The 18,273-nt window shown below is 57.4% G+C and carries 12 protein-coding genes; 5 read left to right on the top strand and 7 right to left on the bottom strand.

Annotated features, from left to right (window positions below):
* Position 1: 1 nt before the first annotated feature.
* Positions 2 to 988, top strand: a complete 987-nt coding sequence (locus tag AC27HQ_RS06100) for a YhdH/YhfP family quinone oxidoreductase (RefSeq protein ID WP_487155215.1) — start codon at positions 2 to 4, stop codon at positions 986 to 988.
* A gap of 52 nt (positions 989 to 1,040) precedes the next feature.
* Here AC27HQ_RS06100 and AC27HQ_RS06095 read toward each other — a convergent pair whose 3' ends face one another.
* Complete coding sequence (locus AC27HQ_RS06095; protein WP_487155213.1) at positions 1,041 to 1,643, bottom strand: hypothetical protein; 603 nt, start codon at positions 1,641 to 1,643, stop codon at positions 1,041 to 1,043.
* A gap of 330 nt (positions 1,644 to 1,973) precedes the next feature.
* Between AC27HQ_RS06095 and fusA the strand changes: the two genes are divergently transcribed.
* Positions 1,974 to 4,061: an elongation factor G gene (gene fusA / locus AC27HQ_RS06090; RefSeq protein WP_487155212.1), complete on the top strand. Its 2,088-nt coding sequence runs from the start codon at positions 1,974 to 1,976 to the stop codon at positions 4,059 to 4,061.
* Positions 4,062 to 4,321: 260 nt separating this feature from the next.
* Here the strand turns inward: fusA and AC27HQ_RS06085 are convergent, their stop codons facing one another.
* The 5 genes from AC27HQ_RS06085 to metH all read right to left on the bottom strand — a co-directional run bounded on the left by AC27HQ_RS06085 (position 4,322) and on the right by metH (position 12,282).
* The gene (locus AC27HQ_RS06085) at positions 4,322 to 4,822 is read right to left on the bottom strand and encodes a DUF934 domain-containing protein (protein ID WP_487155210.1); all 501 of its coding nucleotides are present in this window, start codon (positions 4,820 to 4,822) and stop codon (positions 4,322 to 4,324) included.
* Entirely contained in the window at positions 4,806 to 6,464 is a 1,659-nt protein-coding gene (locus AC27HQ_RS06080) for a nitrite/sulfite reductase (RefSeq protein ID WP_487155209.1), read from the bottom strand. The genes AC27HQ_RS06085 and AC27HQ_RS06080 overlap by 17 nt, the downstream gene beginning before the upstream one ends.
* Before the next feature lie 454 nt (positions 6,465 to 6,918).
* The gene (locus AC27HQ_RS06075; RefSeq protein ID WP_487155331.1) at positions 6,919 to 7,110 is read right to left on the bottom strand and encodes a DUF2970 domain-containing protein; all 192 of its coding nucleotides are present in this window, start codon (positions 7,108 to 7,110) and stop codon (positions 6,919 to 6,921) included.
* A 137-nt stretch (positions 7,111 to 7,247) separates the two neighbouring features.
* Positions 7,248 to 8,582 (bottom strand): MATE family efflux transporter, encoded by a 1,335-nt coding sequence (locus tag AC27HQ_RS06070; RefSeq protein ID WP_487155208.1) that lies wholly within the window; start codon positions 8,580 to 8,582, stop codon positions 7,248 to 7,250.
* 7 nt (positions 8,583 to 8,589) lie between these two features.
* Positions 8,590 to 12,282 (bottom strand): methionine synthase, encoded by a 3,693-nt coding sequence (gene metH / locus AC27HQ_RS06065; protein WP_487155206.1) that lies wholly within the window; start codon positions 12,280 to 12,282, stop codon positions 8,590 to 8,592.
* Positions 12,283 to 12,463: 181 nt separating this feature from the next.
* Between metH and nfuA the strand changes: the two genes are divergently transcribed.
* Together nfuA and AC27HQ_RS06055 are read left to right on the top strand one after the other, a co-directional pair.
* Positions 12,464 to 13,048 (top strand): Fe-S biogenesis protein NfuA, encoded by a 585-nt coding sequence (nfuA, locus tag AC27HQ_RS06060; protein WP_487155205.1) that lies wholly within the window; start codon positions 12,464 to 12,466, stop codon positions 13,046 to 13,048.
* A gap of 108 nt (positions 13,049 to 13,156) precedes the next feature.
* Positions 13,157 to 14,092, top strand: coding sequence for a chemotaxis protein CheV (locus AC27HQ_RS06055; protein WP_487155204.1), 936 nt, complete (start codon positions 13,157 to 13,159; stop codon positions 14,090 to 14,092).
* A gap of 16 nt (positions 14,093 to 14,108) precedes the next feature.
* On the opposite strand, the gene AC27HQ_RS06050 is transcribed toward AC27HQ_RS06055, so the two are convergent.
* The gene (locus AC27HQ_RS06050) at positions 14,109 to 16,049 is read right to left on the bottom strand and encodes a transglycosylase SLT domain-containing protein (protein ID WP_487155202.1); all 1,941 of its coding nucleotides are present in this window, start codon (positions 16,047 to 16,049) and stop codon (positions 14,109 to 14,111) included.
* A gap of 203 nt (positions 16,050 to 16,252) precedes the next feature.
* Here AC27HQ_RS06050 and AC27HQ_RS06045 point away from each other — a divergent pair, with 203 nt between their 5' ends.
* A complete protein-coding gene (locus tag AC27HQ_RS06045; protein ID WP_487155201.1) occupies positions 16,253 to 18,184 on the top strand; it encodes an ATP-binding cassette domain-containing protein in 1,932 nt (643 codons plus the stop codon).
* Positions 18,185 to 18,273: the final 89 nt, after the last annotated feature.

Raw genomic sequence — 18,273 nt, 5'->3', positions numbered from 1 at the left:
TATGTCCGAATTCAAGGCACTGGTGGTATCCGAACGGGATGGCGGCTTTGTTTCCGAGGTTTGCACCCGTCATGTGGACTCTCTGCCGCCAGGTGAAGTACTGATTCGAGTGCGTTATTCGTCGCTCAACTTCAAGGATGCACTGTCAGCTTCAGGTAATCGAGGCGTCACCCGGTCTTACCCGCATACGCCGGGTATCGATGCGGCCGGCGTAGTAGAAGCAAGCTCGGTTGCAGAGCTGTCGCCGGGGGATGAGGTGATAGTCACGGGATATGACCTGGGCATGAATACCTCCGGTGGCTATGGCCAATATATACGCGTGCCGGCTGCCTGGGTTCTGAAGCGTCCATCTGGCTTGTCGCTGCGTGACAGCATGCTGTTGGGAACGGCAGGTCTGACAGCGGCACTGTGCATCGACAAGCTGGAACAGGCTGGCTTGAGCCCGGAGCAAGGCCCGGTATTGGTAACAGGCGCCACCGGTGGGGTTGGCAGTATTGCCGTTATCATGCTGGCGGCCCTCGGTTATCAGGTAGCGGCTTCCACTGGCAAGGCCTTGCAGGCGAAGTTCCTGACCAGTCTGGGTGCCAGTCAGATTGTTGATCGAACCCAGTTGGAACTGGGCAAGGAGAAGCCGATGCTCAAAGAGCAGTGGGCCGGCGCCGTCGATACCGTGGGCGGGGAGATTCTTTTCAATGTGCTCAAGTCAGTGCGTTACGGTGGCAGTGTTGCCTGCTGCGGATTGACTGCTGGTGTAGGTTTTCAGGCCAGCGTACTGCCCTTCATACTGCGCAACGTGAACCTTCTCGGGGTGGACTCGGTAGAGCAGCCGCTGGTGGTCAAAGCCTCCATGTGGGACAGGCTGTCGGTGCAATGGAAAACCGACCTGCACGATCTCGATCACGAAGTTACCCTGGAGCAATTACCTGAGCAGATCGAAAAGATTATGGCTGGCAAGATGGTCGGCAGGGTTGTGGTTAATCTCGGCTAACCGCTTTCAAGGCGTGGTGCTCAAACCTGAGTGCCACGGCATGTAAGTCGCCTTATTGAGTCTTGCCGTCTTGCCTGAGCTTGGTGAGCATGAATTTCAGGGCGGCCTGATGCTCTGCGGTCTCGCCATCGCCTTGCTTGGCAATCAAAAAACACCTGTCGATTATCTGCTGCACCGGTGTCGCCAGGTAGTAAAAGCGATCATCCTCTGCAATCAGGCTGATCTTGTCCCAGGGTATGACCTTGTGGCGACCATCTGGCAGGCTCAGATTCATACTGGATTCGCCCAGCTGCAGATGATACCGGCCTGCCAGTGCGCGCTGTTGCTGACGGATCGACGCCCATAGTGCGCGTTCGATGGGCGTCTCGCCAAAGTTGTCAGGAAGTGCTGGAAGGGGGCGTCTGAGATAGACGCGCGCAATTACAATTGCCAGCGGCAGGGCAAGAAGGGCGGCGATCAGGGTTTCAACTGATCGTGGCAGGACAAAAACAAGTAATCCTCCGAGTGCCAGTGTCGGCAGACCGATCAGCAGGCTGAGCTGAACTGCCCTGTGCACATGTTGAGCTTGCGCCTGGGATTGACTGTTGAGCCGGTCATAAGCGTTATGGCTGATAGTCTCCAGTTGTTCTGTGCTGATTGAATAGTCGAGCTTCATGGTGTCGCTGTTTATAGGCCAAAGGGGAGTCGAAGCGCAGTTTATGGGGCAAGGGTACGTTAAAGCATTGCTGCTTTATAAGGTCAGCGTGTAGTGCTATTCGCCCACATTAATCAAGCGAGGCAGACGATGACAGGCATCCGGCTAGCGTTATTGCGCCTCGCTGCAAATCAGGTGCTGCGCTGTCAGCATGGCAGGCTGGGCGCTGTAGCGCCGGTAAAATTGAAAAAGAATTCGGATTTGCCGATTTCGCTGCTATTACTGCAGGCAAAACGGAATAAAATCCTGTATATTGGCCGCCTATTTTGAACCCGGCTTACAGAGAGCGCTATGACTGACCTATCCCTATACAGAAATATCGGTATTTTTGCCCACGTTGACGCCGGTAAAACTACAACTACCGAGCGTATCCTCAAGCTGACCGGTCGTATTCACCGTCTTGGCGAAGTGCATGAAGGCGAGTCCACCACCGACTTCATGGAGCAGGAAGCCGAGCGTGGTATTACCATTCAGTCAGCCGCTGTGAGCTGCTTTTGGAAAGGTCACCGCTTTAACGTCATTGATACCCCCGGTCACGTTGACTTTACCGTGGAAGTGTATCGCTCCCTGAAAGTACTGGACGGTGGTATTGGCGTATTCTGTGGTTCCGGTGGTGTAGAGCCCCAGTCGGAAACCAACTGGCGTTACGCGAACGACTCGAAAGTATCGCGCCTGATCTTCGTGAACAAGCTGGATCGTATCGGTGCTGATTTCCTGAAAGTTGCAGCCCAGGTAGAGAAGGTCCTTGGCGCCAAGCCGATGATCATGACCCTGCCAATTGGCCGCGAAGAAACATTCTCTGGTGTTGTCGATCTGCTGACACGAAAAGCTTATGTGTGGGATGAAACGGGTCTGCCAGAGAACTACAACGTTACTGACGTTCCAGCTGACATGGTTGACGATGTTGAAGTTTACCGTGAGAAGTTGATCGAAATGGCTGTAGAAATGGATGACGACATCATGATGGCTTACATGGATGGCGAAGAGCCGTCCATCGAAGACGTCCAGCGTTGTATCCGTAAAGGTACTCTGGAACTGGCTTTCTTCCCCACCTACTGTGGCTCGGCATTCAAGAACAAGGGCATGCAGTTGTTGCTTGACGCCGTTGTCGATTATCTGCCTGCGCCGCAGGAAGTGAACCCGCAGCCGTTGACCGACGAAGAAGGTAACCCAACCGGTAAATTCGCGATTGTTTCTGCCGATGAGCCCTTCCGGGCCCTGGCGTTCAAGATCATGGATGACCGTTTTGGCGCCCTGACTTTCGTGCGTATCTACTCCGGTAACCTGAACAAGGGTGATACCATCCTCAACTCGTTCACGGGTAAGTCCGAGCGCGTCGGCCGCATGGTTGAAATGCAGGCCAACGAGCGTAACGAGCTGAGCTCAGCCACCGCCGGTGACATTATTGCCATCGTCGGCATGAAGAACGTGCAGACCGGTCACACCCTGTGTGATCCCAAGCACCCCTGTACTCTGGAAGCCATGGTGTTCCCCGAGCCCGTGATCTCCATCTCGGTTGAGCCGAAGGACAAGGGTTCCACTGAGAAGATGGGTGTAGCCATCGGTAAGATGGTTGCAGAAGACCCGACCTTCCGTGTCGAGACTGACATTGATTCCGGTGAAACCATCCTCAAGGGCATGGGCGAACTGCACCTGGACATCAAGGTCGATATTCTCAAGCGTACCTACGGCGTTGAACTGGTTGTCGGTCAGCCCCAGGTGGCCTACCGTGAAACCATCACCCGTGAAATCGAAGACAGCTACACGCACAAGAAGCAGTCGGGCGGTTCCGGTCAGTACGGTAAGATCGATTACATCATCAAGCCCGGCGAGCCGAACACTGGCTTCACCTTCAAGTCTTCTGTTGTTGGCGGTAACGTCCCCAAGGAATACTTCCCGGCCATCGAAAAGGGCTTCTCCTCCATGATGGGCATTGGTCCGCTGGCGGGCTTCCCGGTGCTGGACGTTGTCGTTGAGCTGACCGACGGTGGTTTCCACGCCGTTGACTCCTCGGCCATCGCGTTCGAAATCGCTGCCAAAGGCGCCTTCCGTCAGTCGATGCCCAAGGCCGGCCCGCAGATGCTGGAGCCGATCATGAAGGTTGACGTTTACAGTCCTGAAGACCATGTTGGTGATGTTATCGGTGACCTTAACCGTCGCCGCGGCATGATCTCCGGTCAGGAAGCGGGTGTGACGGGCGTGCGTATCAAGGCTGATGTGCCGCTGGCAGAAATGTTCGGTTATATCAGTACATTGCGTACCATGACCTCGGGTCGCGGCCAGTTCTCCATGGAGTTCTCGCACTACTCGGCCTGCCCGGCTAACGTTGCCGAGACAGTGATCGCCAAAGAGAAAGCCAAGAAAGCTGCAAAGGCTTGATCTAGCTTTCAGGCTGTAAAAAGTCCCGCCAGTTGACACTGGCGGGACTTTTTTATGTCTGGACATCCTGGTGTGGCGGGCTGCTTGGGTTTGGATGAATAGACTGTATGCCCTTCGCGCTCAAGCGCGCTCCTACATATGGAATGAACTTCGCCCAATAATTAACCGGCCAAGATGTTTTTGTAGGAGCGAAAGGGTGACTGCAGTGGAGGAGGGTGTATTCGAGAAAGAACCTCCCGGGCTTGCCGGGAGGCTTTGGCTCAAGCCTGGCGGCGGCGAAACAGCGGTTGCGGCTGGTCGGTGGCGGCCTGGTAGCACTCCGAGAAGTCCTTGAGGCTTTGCAGGGCGTCCTCCGCGCTGCGGTCCTCGCGGATAACAAAGGCATCAAAACCGCAGCGTTGCATGAAGAACAGCTGGTCACGCAGGACATCGCCTATGGCGCGTACTTCGCCTTTGTAGCCATAGCGTTCACGCAAGAGACGGGCATTGGAATAGTTACGACCGTCACTGAATACCGGAAAATTCAGGGCAATGACCTGAAAGTGCTGGAGGGCATCGGCAATGCTTTCCACTTCTTCATGACTATCCAGCCAGACACCCAGGCCGCCATCGCGCTGCGATAGGGCATGGCTGTGTTCCAGCCACAGGGGCAGGGGGACTATTACGTCATCGCTGTTGGGCAGGTCGGCAAGGCTGGCGTCAGCGGCCAGCAAATGCCAGTTTTCACTGACCAGTTGCCCGTTCTTAATGATTTGCTGCATAAACACGCTCCTTGAACGGGGCCATGCCGATACGCTCGAAGGTATCGATAAAAGGTTCTTCGGCGGTTCGATTCACCAGGTAGACGTCGATAACCTTGCTGATGATGGCTGGCATTTCGTCGGCGGCAAAGGATGGCCCGAGAATCTGGCCAATAGCCGCTTTACGGCCACTGTTGCCACCCAGGGAGACCTGATAGAACTCGGCGCCCTTCTTGTCGACACCGAGGATGCCGATATGGCCGACATGGTGGTGGCCGCAGGCGTTCATGCAGCCTGAGATGTTCAGATCAAGATCACCGATATCATGCAGATAATCGAGGTCATCAAAGGTGCGCTGAATGGCTTCGGCAATCGGGATCGACTTGGCATTCGCCAGCGAGCAGAAGTCGCCGCCCGGACAGCAAATGATGTCGGTCAGCAGGCCAATGTTCGGCGTGGCAAAACCCAGCTCGCGGCAGGCTTGCCACAGGGCAAACAGGTCGCTCTGTTTGACGTCGGCCAGCACCAGGTTCTGCTGGTGGGTTACGCGCAGTTCGCCAAAGCTGAACTGATCAGCCAGATCCGCAGCGGCATCCATCTGTTTGTCGGTCGCATCGCCGGGAGCGACGGCGGTGGGCTTGAGCGACAGGGTCACGGCGGCATAGCCGGGGACCTTGTGCGGATGCACATTGCGCATAGCCCAGTTGTTGAAGCCCTTGTCATTCTGGCGTTGTGCCAGGTAGCCGGCGTCATCAGCGCTGAAGGACTCGTAGGGCGGTGTGCTGAAGTGCCGGGCGACGCGCTGCAGTTCTTCCTGGGTCAGGGTGGCTGGGCCATCCTTGGTGTGCGCCCATTCGGCATTGACCTTGTCGGCAAAAACCTCAGGCGTCAGGGCCTTGACCAGAATCTTGATGCGCGCCTTGTACTTGTTGTCACGTCGACCATAGCGGTTGTAGACGCGCAGGATTGCATCCAGATAGGTCAGCAGGTGCTGCCAGGGCAAGAAAGCATTGATTTCGCTGCCGACCATGGGCGTTCGACCCAGGCCACCACCGACCAGTACCCGGAAACCGACTTCACCGGCTGCGTTCTGAACAACATTCAGGCCGATGTCGTGTACGCCGATGGCGGCGCGGTCTTCAACAGCGCCGTTGACGGCGATCTTGAACTTGCGCGGCAGATAGGCAAATTCCGGGTGGAAGGTTGACCACTGGCGGATGATTTCACACCAGGGGCGCGGATCGACCAGCTCGTCAGCGGCGACGCCGGCAAACTGGTCGGTGGTGGTGTTGCGGATGCAGTTGCCGCTGGTCTGAATGGCATGCATCTGCACCTCAGCCAGGTGGGCAAGGATGTCGGGCACATCTTCCAATGCTGGCCAGTTGAACTGGACGTTCTGGCGCGTGCTGAAGTGCGCGTAGCCCTTGTCATACTGGCGGGCGATAAAGGCCAGTTTACGCATCTGCTTGGCGGATACGAGGCCGTAGGGAATCGCCACACGCAGCATCGGTGCGTAACGTTGTACATAAAGGCCGTTCTGCAGACGCAGTGGCAGGAACTCGCTGTCAGTCAACTGGCCATCAAGATAGCGGCGCGTCTGGTCACGGAACTGATTGACACGGTCTTCGACAATCCGCTGGTCATATTCGTCGTAGATATACATTCAGGCAACCTGTCCTGGGAACGTGGCAGCCCTCTTGGGAGCTGTCCTAGTAAGCGAAAACTGAGGGCGGACGATAGCAAATTTTCAATATGCACAAAAGGAATGTTTATCTATATGGTTAGATCAGAGCCTTATTTGGTCCAGGCTCAGCAAAGCGCATCCTGTTTGTCGCCTGTGGTTTGACATCCCCGCATACTGGGCTTAACGTTAACGCAGGACTGGACGGGCGCAAGCCCTGGATGAAAGATCAGTCAGTGCCACTACAACAATAAGAGGATTGCACAACATGAATGACCACGATATTCAGGAATCAGCTCACCCCGATAGCCATCTTGATGCCTTCGCTGCCGTAGCCCTTATCCTGATCGCCGTAATTGCTGCGGTATTTTGGGTAAGTCAGCACTGAGTCTTCTTGCCAGGCGCTGAAACGGACTTGTCATTCAGCAGGTTCGTTTCACACGCCGGCCAGATGCAGTACCAGCTTGACCACGCCGACCAGCACCAGAATAAACCCTAGCGTAAATGCCACGCCCAGAACTACGAAGTGACTGAACTTGCCTTGGGTAAAATCCCGTTCCCGCGATTTGCTGCTTTGTACCCCCAGCGCTGCCCATAATACGCTCTTGAAGGTATCACCCAGAGACATGCCTTGCGCGGTCGGCGGTGTGGCCGGCTGCTGATCCTCATGCGGTTGCTTGTCTTCACTCATGCGTGTTCATGTCCTCTGCCAATACAGGATTCCGGTTCATCATGGCATAGACGTTGTGCAATGTGCAGTCTGTCTCAGATACGGATATCAACCCAGTGCCTGCGGCGCCACATGTAGGCAAAGACCATGGAGTTGAAGGCCCGGTAGCCACTTTGCAGCAGCCACACCGTCAACAGCCCGCCACCCAGCAGCGGTCCGGCCAGATAGGCCAGGGGTAAAAACAGCAACCATTGTCCGCCCAGATTCACTGACATCACGGTTCGGCTGGCACCGGCGCCCAACAGCGCCTGGGTCAATACCAGGGCGGTGGCGTCCAGGGTCATGCCCAATCCGGTTACACGTAGTGGCCACTCACCCAAGGCCAGCAAAGCCGGGTCCTGGGTGAACAATCCGAGTACCAGCTGCGGGGCCAGCCAGAAGGGCAGGCCCATCAGGAACAGGGTGAGGATTGCCACGCGCACCACATCCCAACCCCAGCGATAGGCTTCTTCAGGTTTGCCTGCGCCAAGACTATGACTGACCAGTGTGGTGGCGGCCATGCCCAGACCGACGCCGGGCAGAATCAAAAACAGCGCCAGGTTGATAAGGATATGTGCGACCGCCAGTTCATCAGTACCGATTTGCCCGATAATCCAGAACAGGGTGGTGACGCCGGTGGCAAAGAAGAACTGTTGCAGGGAGTTGGGCACCGACAGGCGCAGCATTGCCCGAAGTCCGCGGCCTTTTGGGCGTACGCGCAGAAAGCCCTGTTCACGGGCCGCAAACCAGGTCATGCAGAGATACATGCTGGTTCCACAAAACATGGCGATCGTGGTACCGAGTCCCGCGCCAGCGGCGCCCATCTCCGGCATGCCCAGGCGGCCGAAGATCAGACCGTAGCTGATGAGGATATTGAGCAGGTGCATGATGATCAGAATCTGCAGATACATGCCGGTACGGCGAATGCCATTCCAGTAGCCGCGAAAGGCAAAATTGGCGCCGACCGCCAGTATGCCCAGCGTTCGCCATTCAAAATAGTCTGAGCCTATGCGCTGAACGCTAGCGTCAGCGGTGAGGAAAGCAATAATCTGATCCGCCGATAGCCAGCAGATCAGGCTCAGGGGGATGGCCAGCAGCGCGGCAAACAACAGCCCTTCATTCAGCGGGGCAGCAACGGCAGCACTGTTGCCCTCGCCACGCCGGCGCGCAACCATGGCCTGCACCCCGGCACCCAGTCCCATGACCAGCGAGATGGCCATGAAGTTGGCATAGCTGCCCAAACCGACGCCGGCCAGTGCTTCACTGCCCAGACTGCCGACCATGGCTGCATCGACCAGATTCAGCAAGCTCTGGCTGAGCATGCCGCCCATGATCGGCAGGCCAATCAGGGCGATTGTGCGCAATCGGTCCCGGGCGGGCAGCAAAGCCATCAGGTACTCAGTTGTCGTAGGCGAGGTTAGGCGACAGCCAGCGTTCGCTGATGCTCAGATCCTGCTGCTTGCGGGTACTGTAGGCCTCAACCTGATCGCGGGTAATCTTGCCGACGGCGAAGTACTTGGACTGCGGGTGGGAAAAGTACCAGCCGCTGACCGCCGCCGTGGGAAACATTGCGTAGTGCTCGGTCAGGGTGACGCCTGAGTTGCCCTCGGGGTCCAACAAGCTGAACAGCGTGCCTTTCTCGGTGTGATCCGGGCAGGCCGGGTAGCCGGGAGCAGGTCGAATCCCCTGGTATTGCTCGCGAATCAGATCGTCGTTGTCCAATTGTTCATCGCTGGCATAGGCCCAGAGATTTTTGCGTACCTCGCGGTGCAGCCACTCGGCACAGGCTTCAGCCAGGCGGTCAGCCAGCGCTTTGACCATGATGGCGTTGTAATCATCGCCCTTGGCTTCGTAGTCCTTGGCCAGCTCTTCAGCGCCAATACCGGCGGTGCAGATAAAACCACCGACGTAATCGGTCAGGCCGCTATCCTGTGGCGCGACAAAGTCAGCCAGGCTCTGATTGGGCTTGTTGTCCGGCAGCAGGCTCTGCTGCCGCAGGTGATGCAGGGTGGCAAGGGGTTGACCCTGCTGATCAAACAGCGCGATATCGTCATCATCGACCTGGTTGGCCGGCCAGAAGCCGACCAGCGCCTTGGCGCCAATACGTTTTTCATCGATCAGTTGCTTGAGCATCTTCTGGGCATCGGCAAACAGGTTGCGCGCGGCTTCGCCTACGACCTTGTCCTCCAGGATACGTGGATACTTGCCGGCGAGATCCCAGGAGATGAAGAAGGGCGTCCAGTCGATGTACTCGGCCAGCGTCGCCAGATCAATATCGTCGATACTGCGCACGCCGGTGAAGGTCGGAGCAGGAGGTGTATAGCTGCTCCAGTCGATTTTCAGCTTATTGGCGCGGGCCTCTTGATAGCTCAGGTACTCGGTTCGTGCACTGCGGTTGGCGGTGCGCTCGCGCACCATTTCATAATCGGCACGGATCTTGGCGATATAGTCCGGCTTGATTTCCTTCGACAGCAAGCTGGTGGCAACCCCCACAGCCCGTGAGGCGTCGGTCACGTAGATTACCGCGTCGTTCTTGTAATGCGGTTCGATCTTGACCGCGGTATGCGCCTTGGAGGTGGTGGCACCACCAATCATCAGCGGCAGATTGAAGCCCTGGCGCTGCATTTCCTTGGCGACGTGCACCATCTCGTCCAGCGACGGGGTAATCAGGCCGGACAAACCGATGATGTCGCACTTCTCTTCAATGGCGGTTTTAAGAATCTTCTCGGCTGGCACCATCACGCCCATGTCGACCACGTCGTAGCCGTTACAGCCAAGCACCACGCCGACGATGTTCTTGCCGATATCGTGGACATCACCTTTGACCGTGGCCATCAGGATCTTGCCCTTGGCTTCCGGTTTGTCACCTTTCTCGGCTTCGATAAAGGGAATCAGGTGGGCAACCGCCTGTTTCATGACGCGTGCCGACTTGACCACCTGGGGCAGGAACATCTTGCCGGCGCCAAACAGATCGCCTACGACGTTCATGCCGGCCATCAGCGGGCCTTCGATTACTTCGATCGGGCGCGCGCACTGCTGGCGGGCCTCCTCGGTGTCCTCGACGATAAAGGCGGTGATACCCTTGACCAGTGAGTGCTCCAGGCGCTTGTTGACCTCCCAGCCACGCCACTCTTCACTTTCGGCTTCCTTGACGCTGCCGTCACCCTTGTACTCATCGGCGATTGCCAGCAGGGCTTCGGTTCCGCCCGCTGAGCGATTGAGCACAACGTCCTCGACAATATCGCGCAGCTTTTTCGGAATTTCGTCGTAGATTTCCAGCTGTCCGGCATTGACGATACCCATGGTCAGGCCGTTGCGGATCGCATGCAGCAGGAATACCGAGTGGATGGCTTCGCGCACCGGGTTGTTGCCACGGAAGGAGAAGGATACGTTGGACACACCGCCCGAGGTCAGGGCGTAGGGCAGTTCGTCGCGGATATAGGCACAGGCCTCGATAAAATCCACGGCATAGTTGTTGTGCTCTTCGATGCCGGTGGCAATGGCGAAGATGTTCGGGTCGAAGATGATGTCTTCCGGCGGGAAGCCGACGTCATTGACCAGAATGTCGTAGGAGCGCTTGCAGATCTCGCGCTTGCGCGCGGCGGTATCGGCCTGGCCCTGTTCGTCAAAGGCCATGACCACCACGGCGGCACCATAGCGCTTGCACAGACGTGCCTGCTGCTTGAACTGCTCGACCCCTTCCTTCATGGAGATGGAATTGACGATGCCCTTGCCCTGGATGCACTTCAGGCCGGCTTCGATCACCTCCCATTTGGACGAGTCGATCATGATCGGCACACGGGAAATATCCGGTTCGCCGGCAATCAGATTGAGGAAGGTGACCATCGCCTTCTTCGAATCGAGCATGCCCTCGTCCATGTTGATGTCGATGATCTGCGCACCGGCTTCCACCTGTTGCAGCGCGACTTCCAGTGCCTCGGTATAGTTGTCTTCGCGGATCAGGCGGGCGAATTTGGCCGAGCCGGTAATGTTGGTGCGCTCACCGACGTTGACGAACAGCGAGTTGCGGTCGATGGTAAAAGGCTCCAGGCCGGACAGCCGGCAGGCGCGGGGAATATCCGGAATCGCACGGGGCGGGTATTTGGCTACAGCCTCGGCAATCGCCTGAATATGCGCCGGGGTGGTACCGCAGCAACCACCGACAATGTTCAGAAAACCGGACTGGGCAAACTCTTCGACAATCGCAGCGGTTTCCGCCGGGGTTTCGTCGTATTCGCCGAAGGCGTTGGGCAGGCCAGCATTCGGGTGCGCTGAAATATGGGTGGCCGCCTTGTCCGACAGCTCTTCCAAGTAAGGCCGCAGCTCTTTAGCGCCCAGTGCACAGTTCAGACCGACGGATAGCGGATTGGCGTGGCGTACCGAGTTCCAGAACGCCTCGGTAGTCTGGCCGGACAGCGTGCGGCCAGAGGCGTCGGTTATGGTGCCGGAAATCATGATCGGCAGTTCGATACCGTCGTCTTCGAAGACCTGCTGCACCGCGAAGATCGCGGCCTTGGCATTCAGGGTGTCGAAGATGGTCTCGATCAGAAGCAGATCGGCGCCACCTTCGATCAGCCCACGGGTCGAGTTCATGTAGTCTTCGACCAGCTCATCAAAGCTGATATTGCGGTAGCCGGGGTTGTTGACGTCCGGAGACAGCGAGCAGGTGCGGCTGGTTGGCCCCAGTACGCCGGCAACAAAGCGTGGACGGTCTGGGGTTTCCAGCGTCTTGGCGTCACATACGCGACGGGCCAGGCGGGCGCCCTCCAGATTCAGCTCGTAGGCCAGGTCCTGCATGCCGTAATCGGCCTGGGATACTCGGGTAGAGTTGAAGGTGTTGGTTTCAATGATATCTGCACCGGCGTCCAGGTAGGCCTTTTCGATGGCGGCAATGGCGTCGGGTTGAGTCAGTACCAGCAGGTCGTTATTGCCCTTGACGTCCGAAGGCCAGTCAGCAAAGCGTTCGGCACGGAAATCAGCCTCCTCCAGTTTGTAGCTCTGGATCATGGTGCCCATACCGCCGTCCAGTATCAGGATGCGGTTGCGCAGGGCGGCATGCAGGGCTTTGAGGCGGGCGTTGCGGTCAGGCATGGGTACTCCGGTCAATGACACTCGGAAAAGCCGGCTAGTCTAGCAGAAGCAGGCCTGACACTGAACGTCCTGCATGTGTCCATCTGTAAGACCGGCGTATACCCTAGTAAAAAGGTAGGACTTTCTTCGTCGCCGCTGATCCCGTACAATGCCTCGAAATCATATTCGCACGAGGCATTTCATGGCAGGCATTCTCTTTACCGACGCGGCTCAGGATTATCTGGCTGACCTGCTCTCCAAGCAGGATGCCGAAGGTATTGGTATTCGGGTTTTTATTACCCAGCCGGGTACGCCCTATGCGGAAACCTGCATTGCCTACTGCAAGCCGGGTGAAGAGAAGCCGGAAGACCGTCTGATGGCGCTGGACAAGTTCAATGTCTGGCAGGACGCGGTCAGTGAGCCCTTTCTCGAGGATGCGCTGGTTGACTATGCCACTGATCGCATGGGCGGCCAGCTGACCATCAAGGCGCCGAACGCCAAGGTGCCCATGGTTAACGAGAGCAGCCCTTTGAATGAGCGCATCAACTATCTGTTGCAGACCGAGATCAACCCGGGTCTGGCCAGTCACGGTGGTGAGGTCAAACTGATTGATGTGGTTGAGAACGGCGTTGCCATTCTGCAGTTTGGTGGTGGGTGTCAGGGCTGTGGCATGGTCGATGTGACCCTCAAGGAAGGTATCGAGAAAACCATGGTGGCGCGCATTCCGGAGATCACCGCCGTGCGCGATGTGACCGATCATACGGTCAAGGAAAACGCCTACTACTGAAATATGGCTGAGGGTTGTCATCGCAGCCCTTCAGAGAGTCATGTCAGTGCCGATAGAGTGGGAATATACTGATCTGACACTCTGCAATTAGACACTGAGAGGCACGACATGGCCGGTGTAATGGATACCGTCAACCAGCGTACCCGCCTTGTTGGCGAGAATCGTCTGGAAATCCTGCTGTTCCGTCTCTCGGGTCAGCAGTTGTTTGCCCTCAACGTATTCAAGATACGCGAAGTTCTGCAACTGCCGCGCCTGACCCAGATGCCCCAACGTGCACCCCATGTGGCAGGTGTCATCCATCTGCGCGGCCAAACCATTCCCGTCATTGATTTGTCCGGCGCTATTGGCATGCGGCCGTTGCCGGCGGCGCCGGACAGCACCATCATCATCACTGAATATAATCGCTCGGTGCAGGCCTTTCTGGTCGGCAGCGTCGATCGCATCATGAACCTCAACTGGGATGCGGTTCAGCCGCCACCCCGTGGAGCCGGCCGTACTCACTATCTGACGGCCATAACCCGATTGGATGACATGCGCCTGGTCGAGATCATCGATGTCGAGAAAGTGTTGGCGGAAATCGTGCCCTTCAATGCCAAGGTCAGCGAGGGTTTGCTTGATGATGAGCTGCTGGACAAGGCGCGCGGTCGTGAGGTGTTGCTGGTGGATGACTCGCCCACCGGTATCAACCAGTTGCGCGAGACCTTGTCACAGCTGAATCTGACTATGCATGTGGCGACCGACGGCTTGCGCGCTTTGCGTCAGCTGCAGGCCTGGGCCGAGGAGGGTGGAGACCTGTCCGAGCGCCTGCTGATGGTCATTACCGATGCCGAGATGCCGGAAATGGACGGCTACCGCTTGACCTCGGAGATTCGCAAGGATCCGCGTTTGCAAAAGCTTTATGTGGTTCTGCATACCTCATTGTCAGGCAACTTCAACAAGGCCATGGTCGAGAAGGTCGGCTGTGACGGTTTCCTGTCAAAATTTCAACCGGATCAACTGGTTGAAGTGGTGCGGGAGCGGCTCAGATTGCTTGATCAGTCCTGAGCCGCCTCGCTTCAACTTATTCGATATAGCGTTCGTGCTGCTCCATTACGGCCTGACGTATGCCCATTTTTTGCGCGTAGATGACCGAGTAACTGAGCACGCTCTGCACATACAGACGCGTTTCATCGAAGGGAATGTTTTCAATCCAGACATCCGCCGGCATCACTGGCAAGTCGCTGGTCCATTGGCGGACACGGCCCGGCCCGGCGTTATAGGCAGCTGATGCCAGTACCCGGTTACCGCGGAACTGATCATTGAGCTGCGCCAGATAGGCGGTGCCGAGTGCAATATTGCGCTCTGGAATCAGTACTTCGTTGCTGTTGCCGAGGGGGATGTTGTAACGCCGTGCGGTTTCCCGTGCGGTGGCTGGCATCAGCTGCATCAGGCCCATGGCGCCAGCGTGTGAACGGGCGTCTGCCATGAAGGCGCTTTCCTGTCGGGTGATGGCGTATACCCAGGAGCTGTTGATCTGGCGCGTCTGGGCTTGAGCCTTGATCGGTTCCATGTAAGCCATCGGGAAGCGAATGTCCAGGTCGTCCCAGTGCTGAGCCTGGCTGACACCGCGAATCGCCGGGAAATACCATTCCATATCCTTGGCCATAACCGCTTGCGCCATTAACTCTTCACGATTGAAAAAACTGCCAGCGTGGTACCACTCGCGGCGGGCCTCGACAATCTGGCCTCGGGCATGGAATTCCCTTGCGCGCTGGATGCCGGCTGTTTGACTTACACGGGCGAAGACATCGGGTTCAACCTGTGTAGGTTGGTGATTCAATGCATAGGGTTCCTGCGTCCGCTCGGCGGCCATGAAGCCGTAATAATCACGTTGTTGAGCCAGGACGCGATAGTCCTCAAGTAGTTCACCTACTTCCGGTCGCGCCAATTGCTGGCTGCGCAGGCGCCAATAACGCCAGCGATTCTGCTCTGCGAGGCTCGCCGGTAGACGTTGGGTCAGGTCCATGGCGGTTTGATACTGGCCTGTGCGCAGAGCCAGTCGTATGCGCCATTCGGTAACCAGGTCCTCCTCCATATTGGGGTCGTTGGCAGCCATGAAGGCCAACGCTTCCGGGTTGTGTCGACGGGCCATACGTACGCCGATATCCCGGGTCAATGCCAGTCGATCGGCTTGGCTGAAGGGCAGGTCACGGTAATGTGGCCAGAGCGCAAAGGCCGCCGCCGGGTCGTCACGATTCATGCGTCTGAGTGCTACAGTCACGATATCTGCCAGTTTCTCCGCAGGTTTGTCTGCGCTGGGTTGATAGCGTGCGAACTGGTTCAGCTGGGTCGGTTGAGTGGCGGTGCTGACAAAGAGTTCGGCCACACTCTTCTGGTTTGGCAGGTACCGCACCAGATAGGTTGCCAATGCATCCTGGCGATACAGCAAAGCTTCCCGAATGCGCTGCCAGGCAACGTCTTCAGTCAATCCGCCGGCACTGCGCCAGCGCTCAAATAGCGGGTCACAGTCATTAGGCTGAGAGCGACCGACGGTCCAGAGTTCGCGCGCCTTATCCATTGCTTGCTGGCGATCGCCAGAATGCCATTGCTGTAAGGTCAAATGGCAATCCAGTGAGGCATTCTGGCTGGCGCTGTCATAGTGCTCTCGTAGCTTGTCCCATTGTCCCTCGCGAGCCAGTCGCAGCAACCAGCTGGTTTTCAGAGTCTGCGCCCCTGGCAGGTCGCCGTGGGCCGCAAGAAAGCGTTCGATTTCCTGATGAGCGGCGGTGTTGCGTCGTTTGTTCAGCTCTTCCAGCAACAGATAGGGATAGAGCGGGTAGTCCTGCAGGTTGGGCAGCAACCCCTGGTAGCGCTGAACTTGTCCGGCCTTGAGTGCGCTCATGGCCTGATCGTACTGGGCGCGCTGCTCACCAAGGCGATCAGCATGGGCTGGAAAGACAACGACAAGGCAGCAGATTGCGCCAAAAAGGCGGGAGAAGGTACGAAAACGGGTGTAAGGCATCATCCATCCTGGCCGAACGGCCATCCTGAAACGGTTTTACTTAAGGCGAGTCCGTTACTGCGGGGCTTCAATCCTGATATACGGGCTTAGCTTAGCGCGTTGCCAGAGACTGTCATAGGGGGTCGAGCGAGCTTGCCGCAATAAGCATGCAGCCGAGCGGCGCAGCAGGTAGAATGCCGCCCTGATTAATCAAAAGGTGTGTTATGGCGCTGCTTTCGTTTACCGATGTGTCCCTGGCCTATGGCCTCAATCCACTGCTGTCCAAGGTCGGCTTTCAGCTGGATCGGGGCGAGCGGGTTTGTCTTATTGGCCGTAATGGAGCCGGCAAGTCAAGCCTGCTGAAATTGCTGAACCGTGAGCAACAGGCCGATGAAGGGGAAATCTGGTACGCGCCGGGGCTGAAGATTGGCCAGTTGCCGCAGGAGCTTCCCAAGGCCGATGGTAGCTTGGTCTATGACGTGGTCGCTGCCGGACTTGAAGGTGTAGGGGAACTGCTGGCCGAGTACTACCACCTGGTGCACGGCGACATGGGCGATGCCGAGCTGGAGCGTCTGGAGAAGGTTCAGGAGCGACTTGAGGCGAAGGATGGCTGGCGCCTCAATCAATTGGTCGAGACCACCCTGACTCGCCTGGGATTGCCTGCTGACAAGGCCATGTCAGAGTTGTCCGGTGGCTGGCGCCGCCGCGTATTGCTGGCCCAGGCACTGGTTGCCGAGCCAGACGTGCTGCTGCTGGACGAGCCGACCAACCACCTGGATATTCACACCATTGCCTGGTTGGAAGAGGTGCTACTGGATTTCCGTGGCGCGGTGCTTTTTATCACCCACGATCGTCAATTTCTGCAGTCCCTGGCCACGCGCATCCTCGAACTGGATCGTGGTCAGTTGATTGACTGGCAGGGCAACTACCTGAGCTTTCTTGAGCACAAGGAACAACAACTGGCTGCCGAAGCGACGGCCAATGCCCTGTTCGACAAGAAGCTGGCGCAGGAAGAGGTCTGGATTCGACAGGGCATCAAGGCCCGGCGAACCCGTAACGAGGGCCGTGTGCGGGCGTTGAAGGAAATGCGCAACGAGCGCGCCCAGCGTCTGGAGCGCCAAGGCAAAGCCAGTTTCCAACTGGAAACTGCGGATTCGTCCGGCAAGCGTGTTATCGAGCTGGAAAAGGTCAGTTTTGCCTGGCCTGGCCACGTGCCTTTGGTACGCGAGCTGAATTTCAACCTGATGCGTGGTGATCGTATTGGTCTGATCGGCAACAATGGCTCCGGCAAGAGCACCTTGCTGAAGTTGCTGCTCGGACAGTTGCAACCGACCAGTGGCACCGTCAAGCACGGCACCAAGCTGGAGGTAGCGTACTTTGACCAGCTACGTGACCAGTTGGATCTGGAAAGGACAGTGATCGACAACATCTCGGAAGGTCGCGACTTTATCGAGATCAATGGCGAGCGCCGCCATGTGATCAGTTATCTGGGCGACTTCCTGTTCTCGGCTGAACGTGCGCGTACGCCGGTCAAGGCACTTTCTGGTGGTGAGCGGGCTCGATTGCTGCTGGCACGGCTGTTCAGCAAACCCGCCAACCTGCTGGTACTGGATGAGCCAACCAACGACCTGGATGTGGAAACCCTGGAACTGCTTGAGGAGGTGCTGGCTGGATTTGACGGCACGGTGCTGCTGGTCAGCCACGACCGGGCCTTCCTTGACAACGTCGTTACCAGCAGTCTGGTGTTTGAAGGCCACGGCAAGGTGCGTGAGTACGTCGGCGGCTATGCCGACTGGCTGCGCCAGGGGGGCAAGGTCGAGATGCTGGCCGAATGGGATTCCAATGCCATGGTCCCGGATACGCCGACTGCGCCGGTTGAACCTGCAGCCAAAACTGCCGATGTTCCAGCGGCACCTGCGCCGGTCAAGGTCAAGCTGAGTTATAAGTTGCAACGCGAACTGGACGGCTTACCAGCCCTGATGGAAAAGCTCGAAGCCGAGCTCGCGGTGCTGCAGGGCAAGGTCAATGATCCAGGCTTCTATCAGCAGTCCATAGAGCAAACCACACCTGTACTGGCGGCCATGGAAGCGAAACAGGCTGAGCTGGATCAGGCGATGGAGCGCTGGGCGGAATTGGAGGAGCAGGCGGGAGGCTAGCCGCTCGCCTGCTCCTCAGCGGCAAGCTGCAAGCTGTAAGTAGTTTGTATCGGTTTGGGGGTTGTTTCTGGGGTTGGCTTGTCACTTAA

Source organism: Halopseudomonas sp. 4NH20-0008, assembly GCF_057548395.1.
This window is presented reverse-complemented; position numbering and strand designations above follow the sequence as displayed.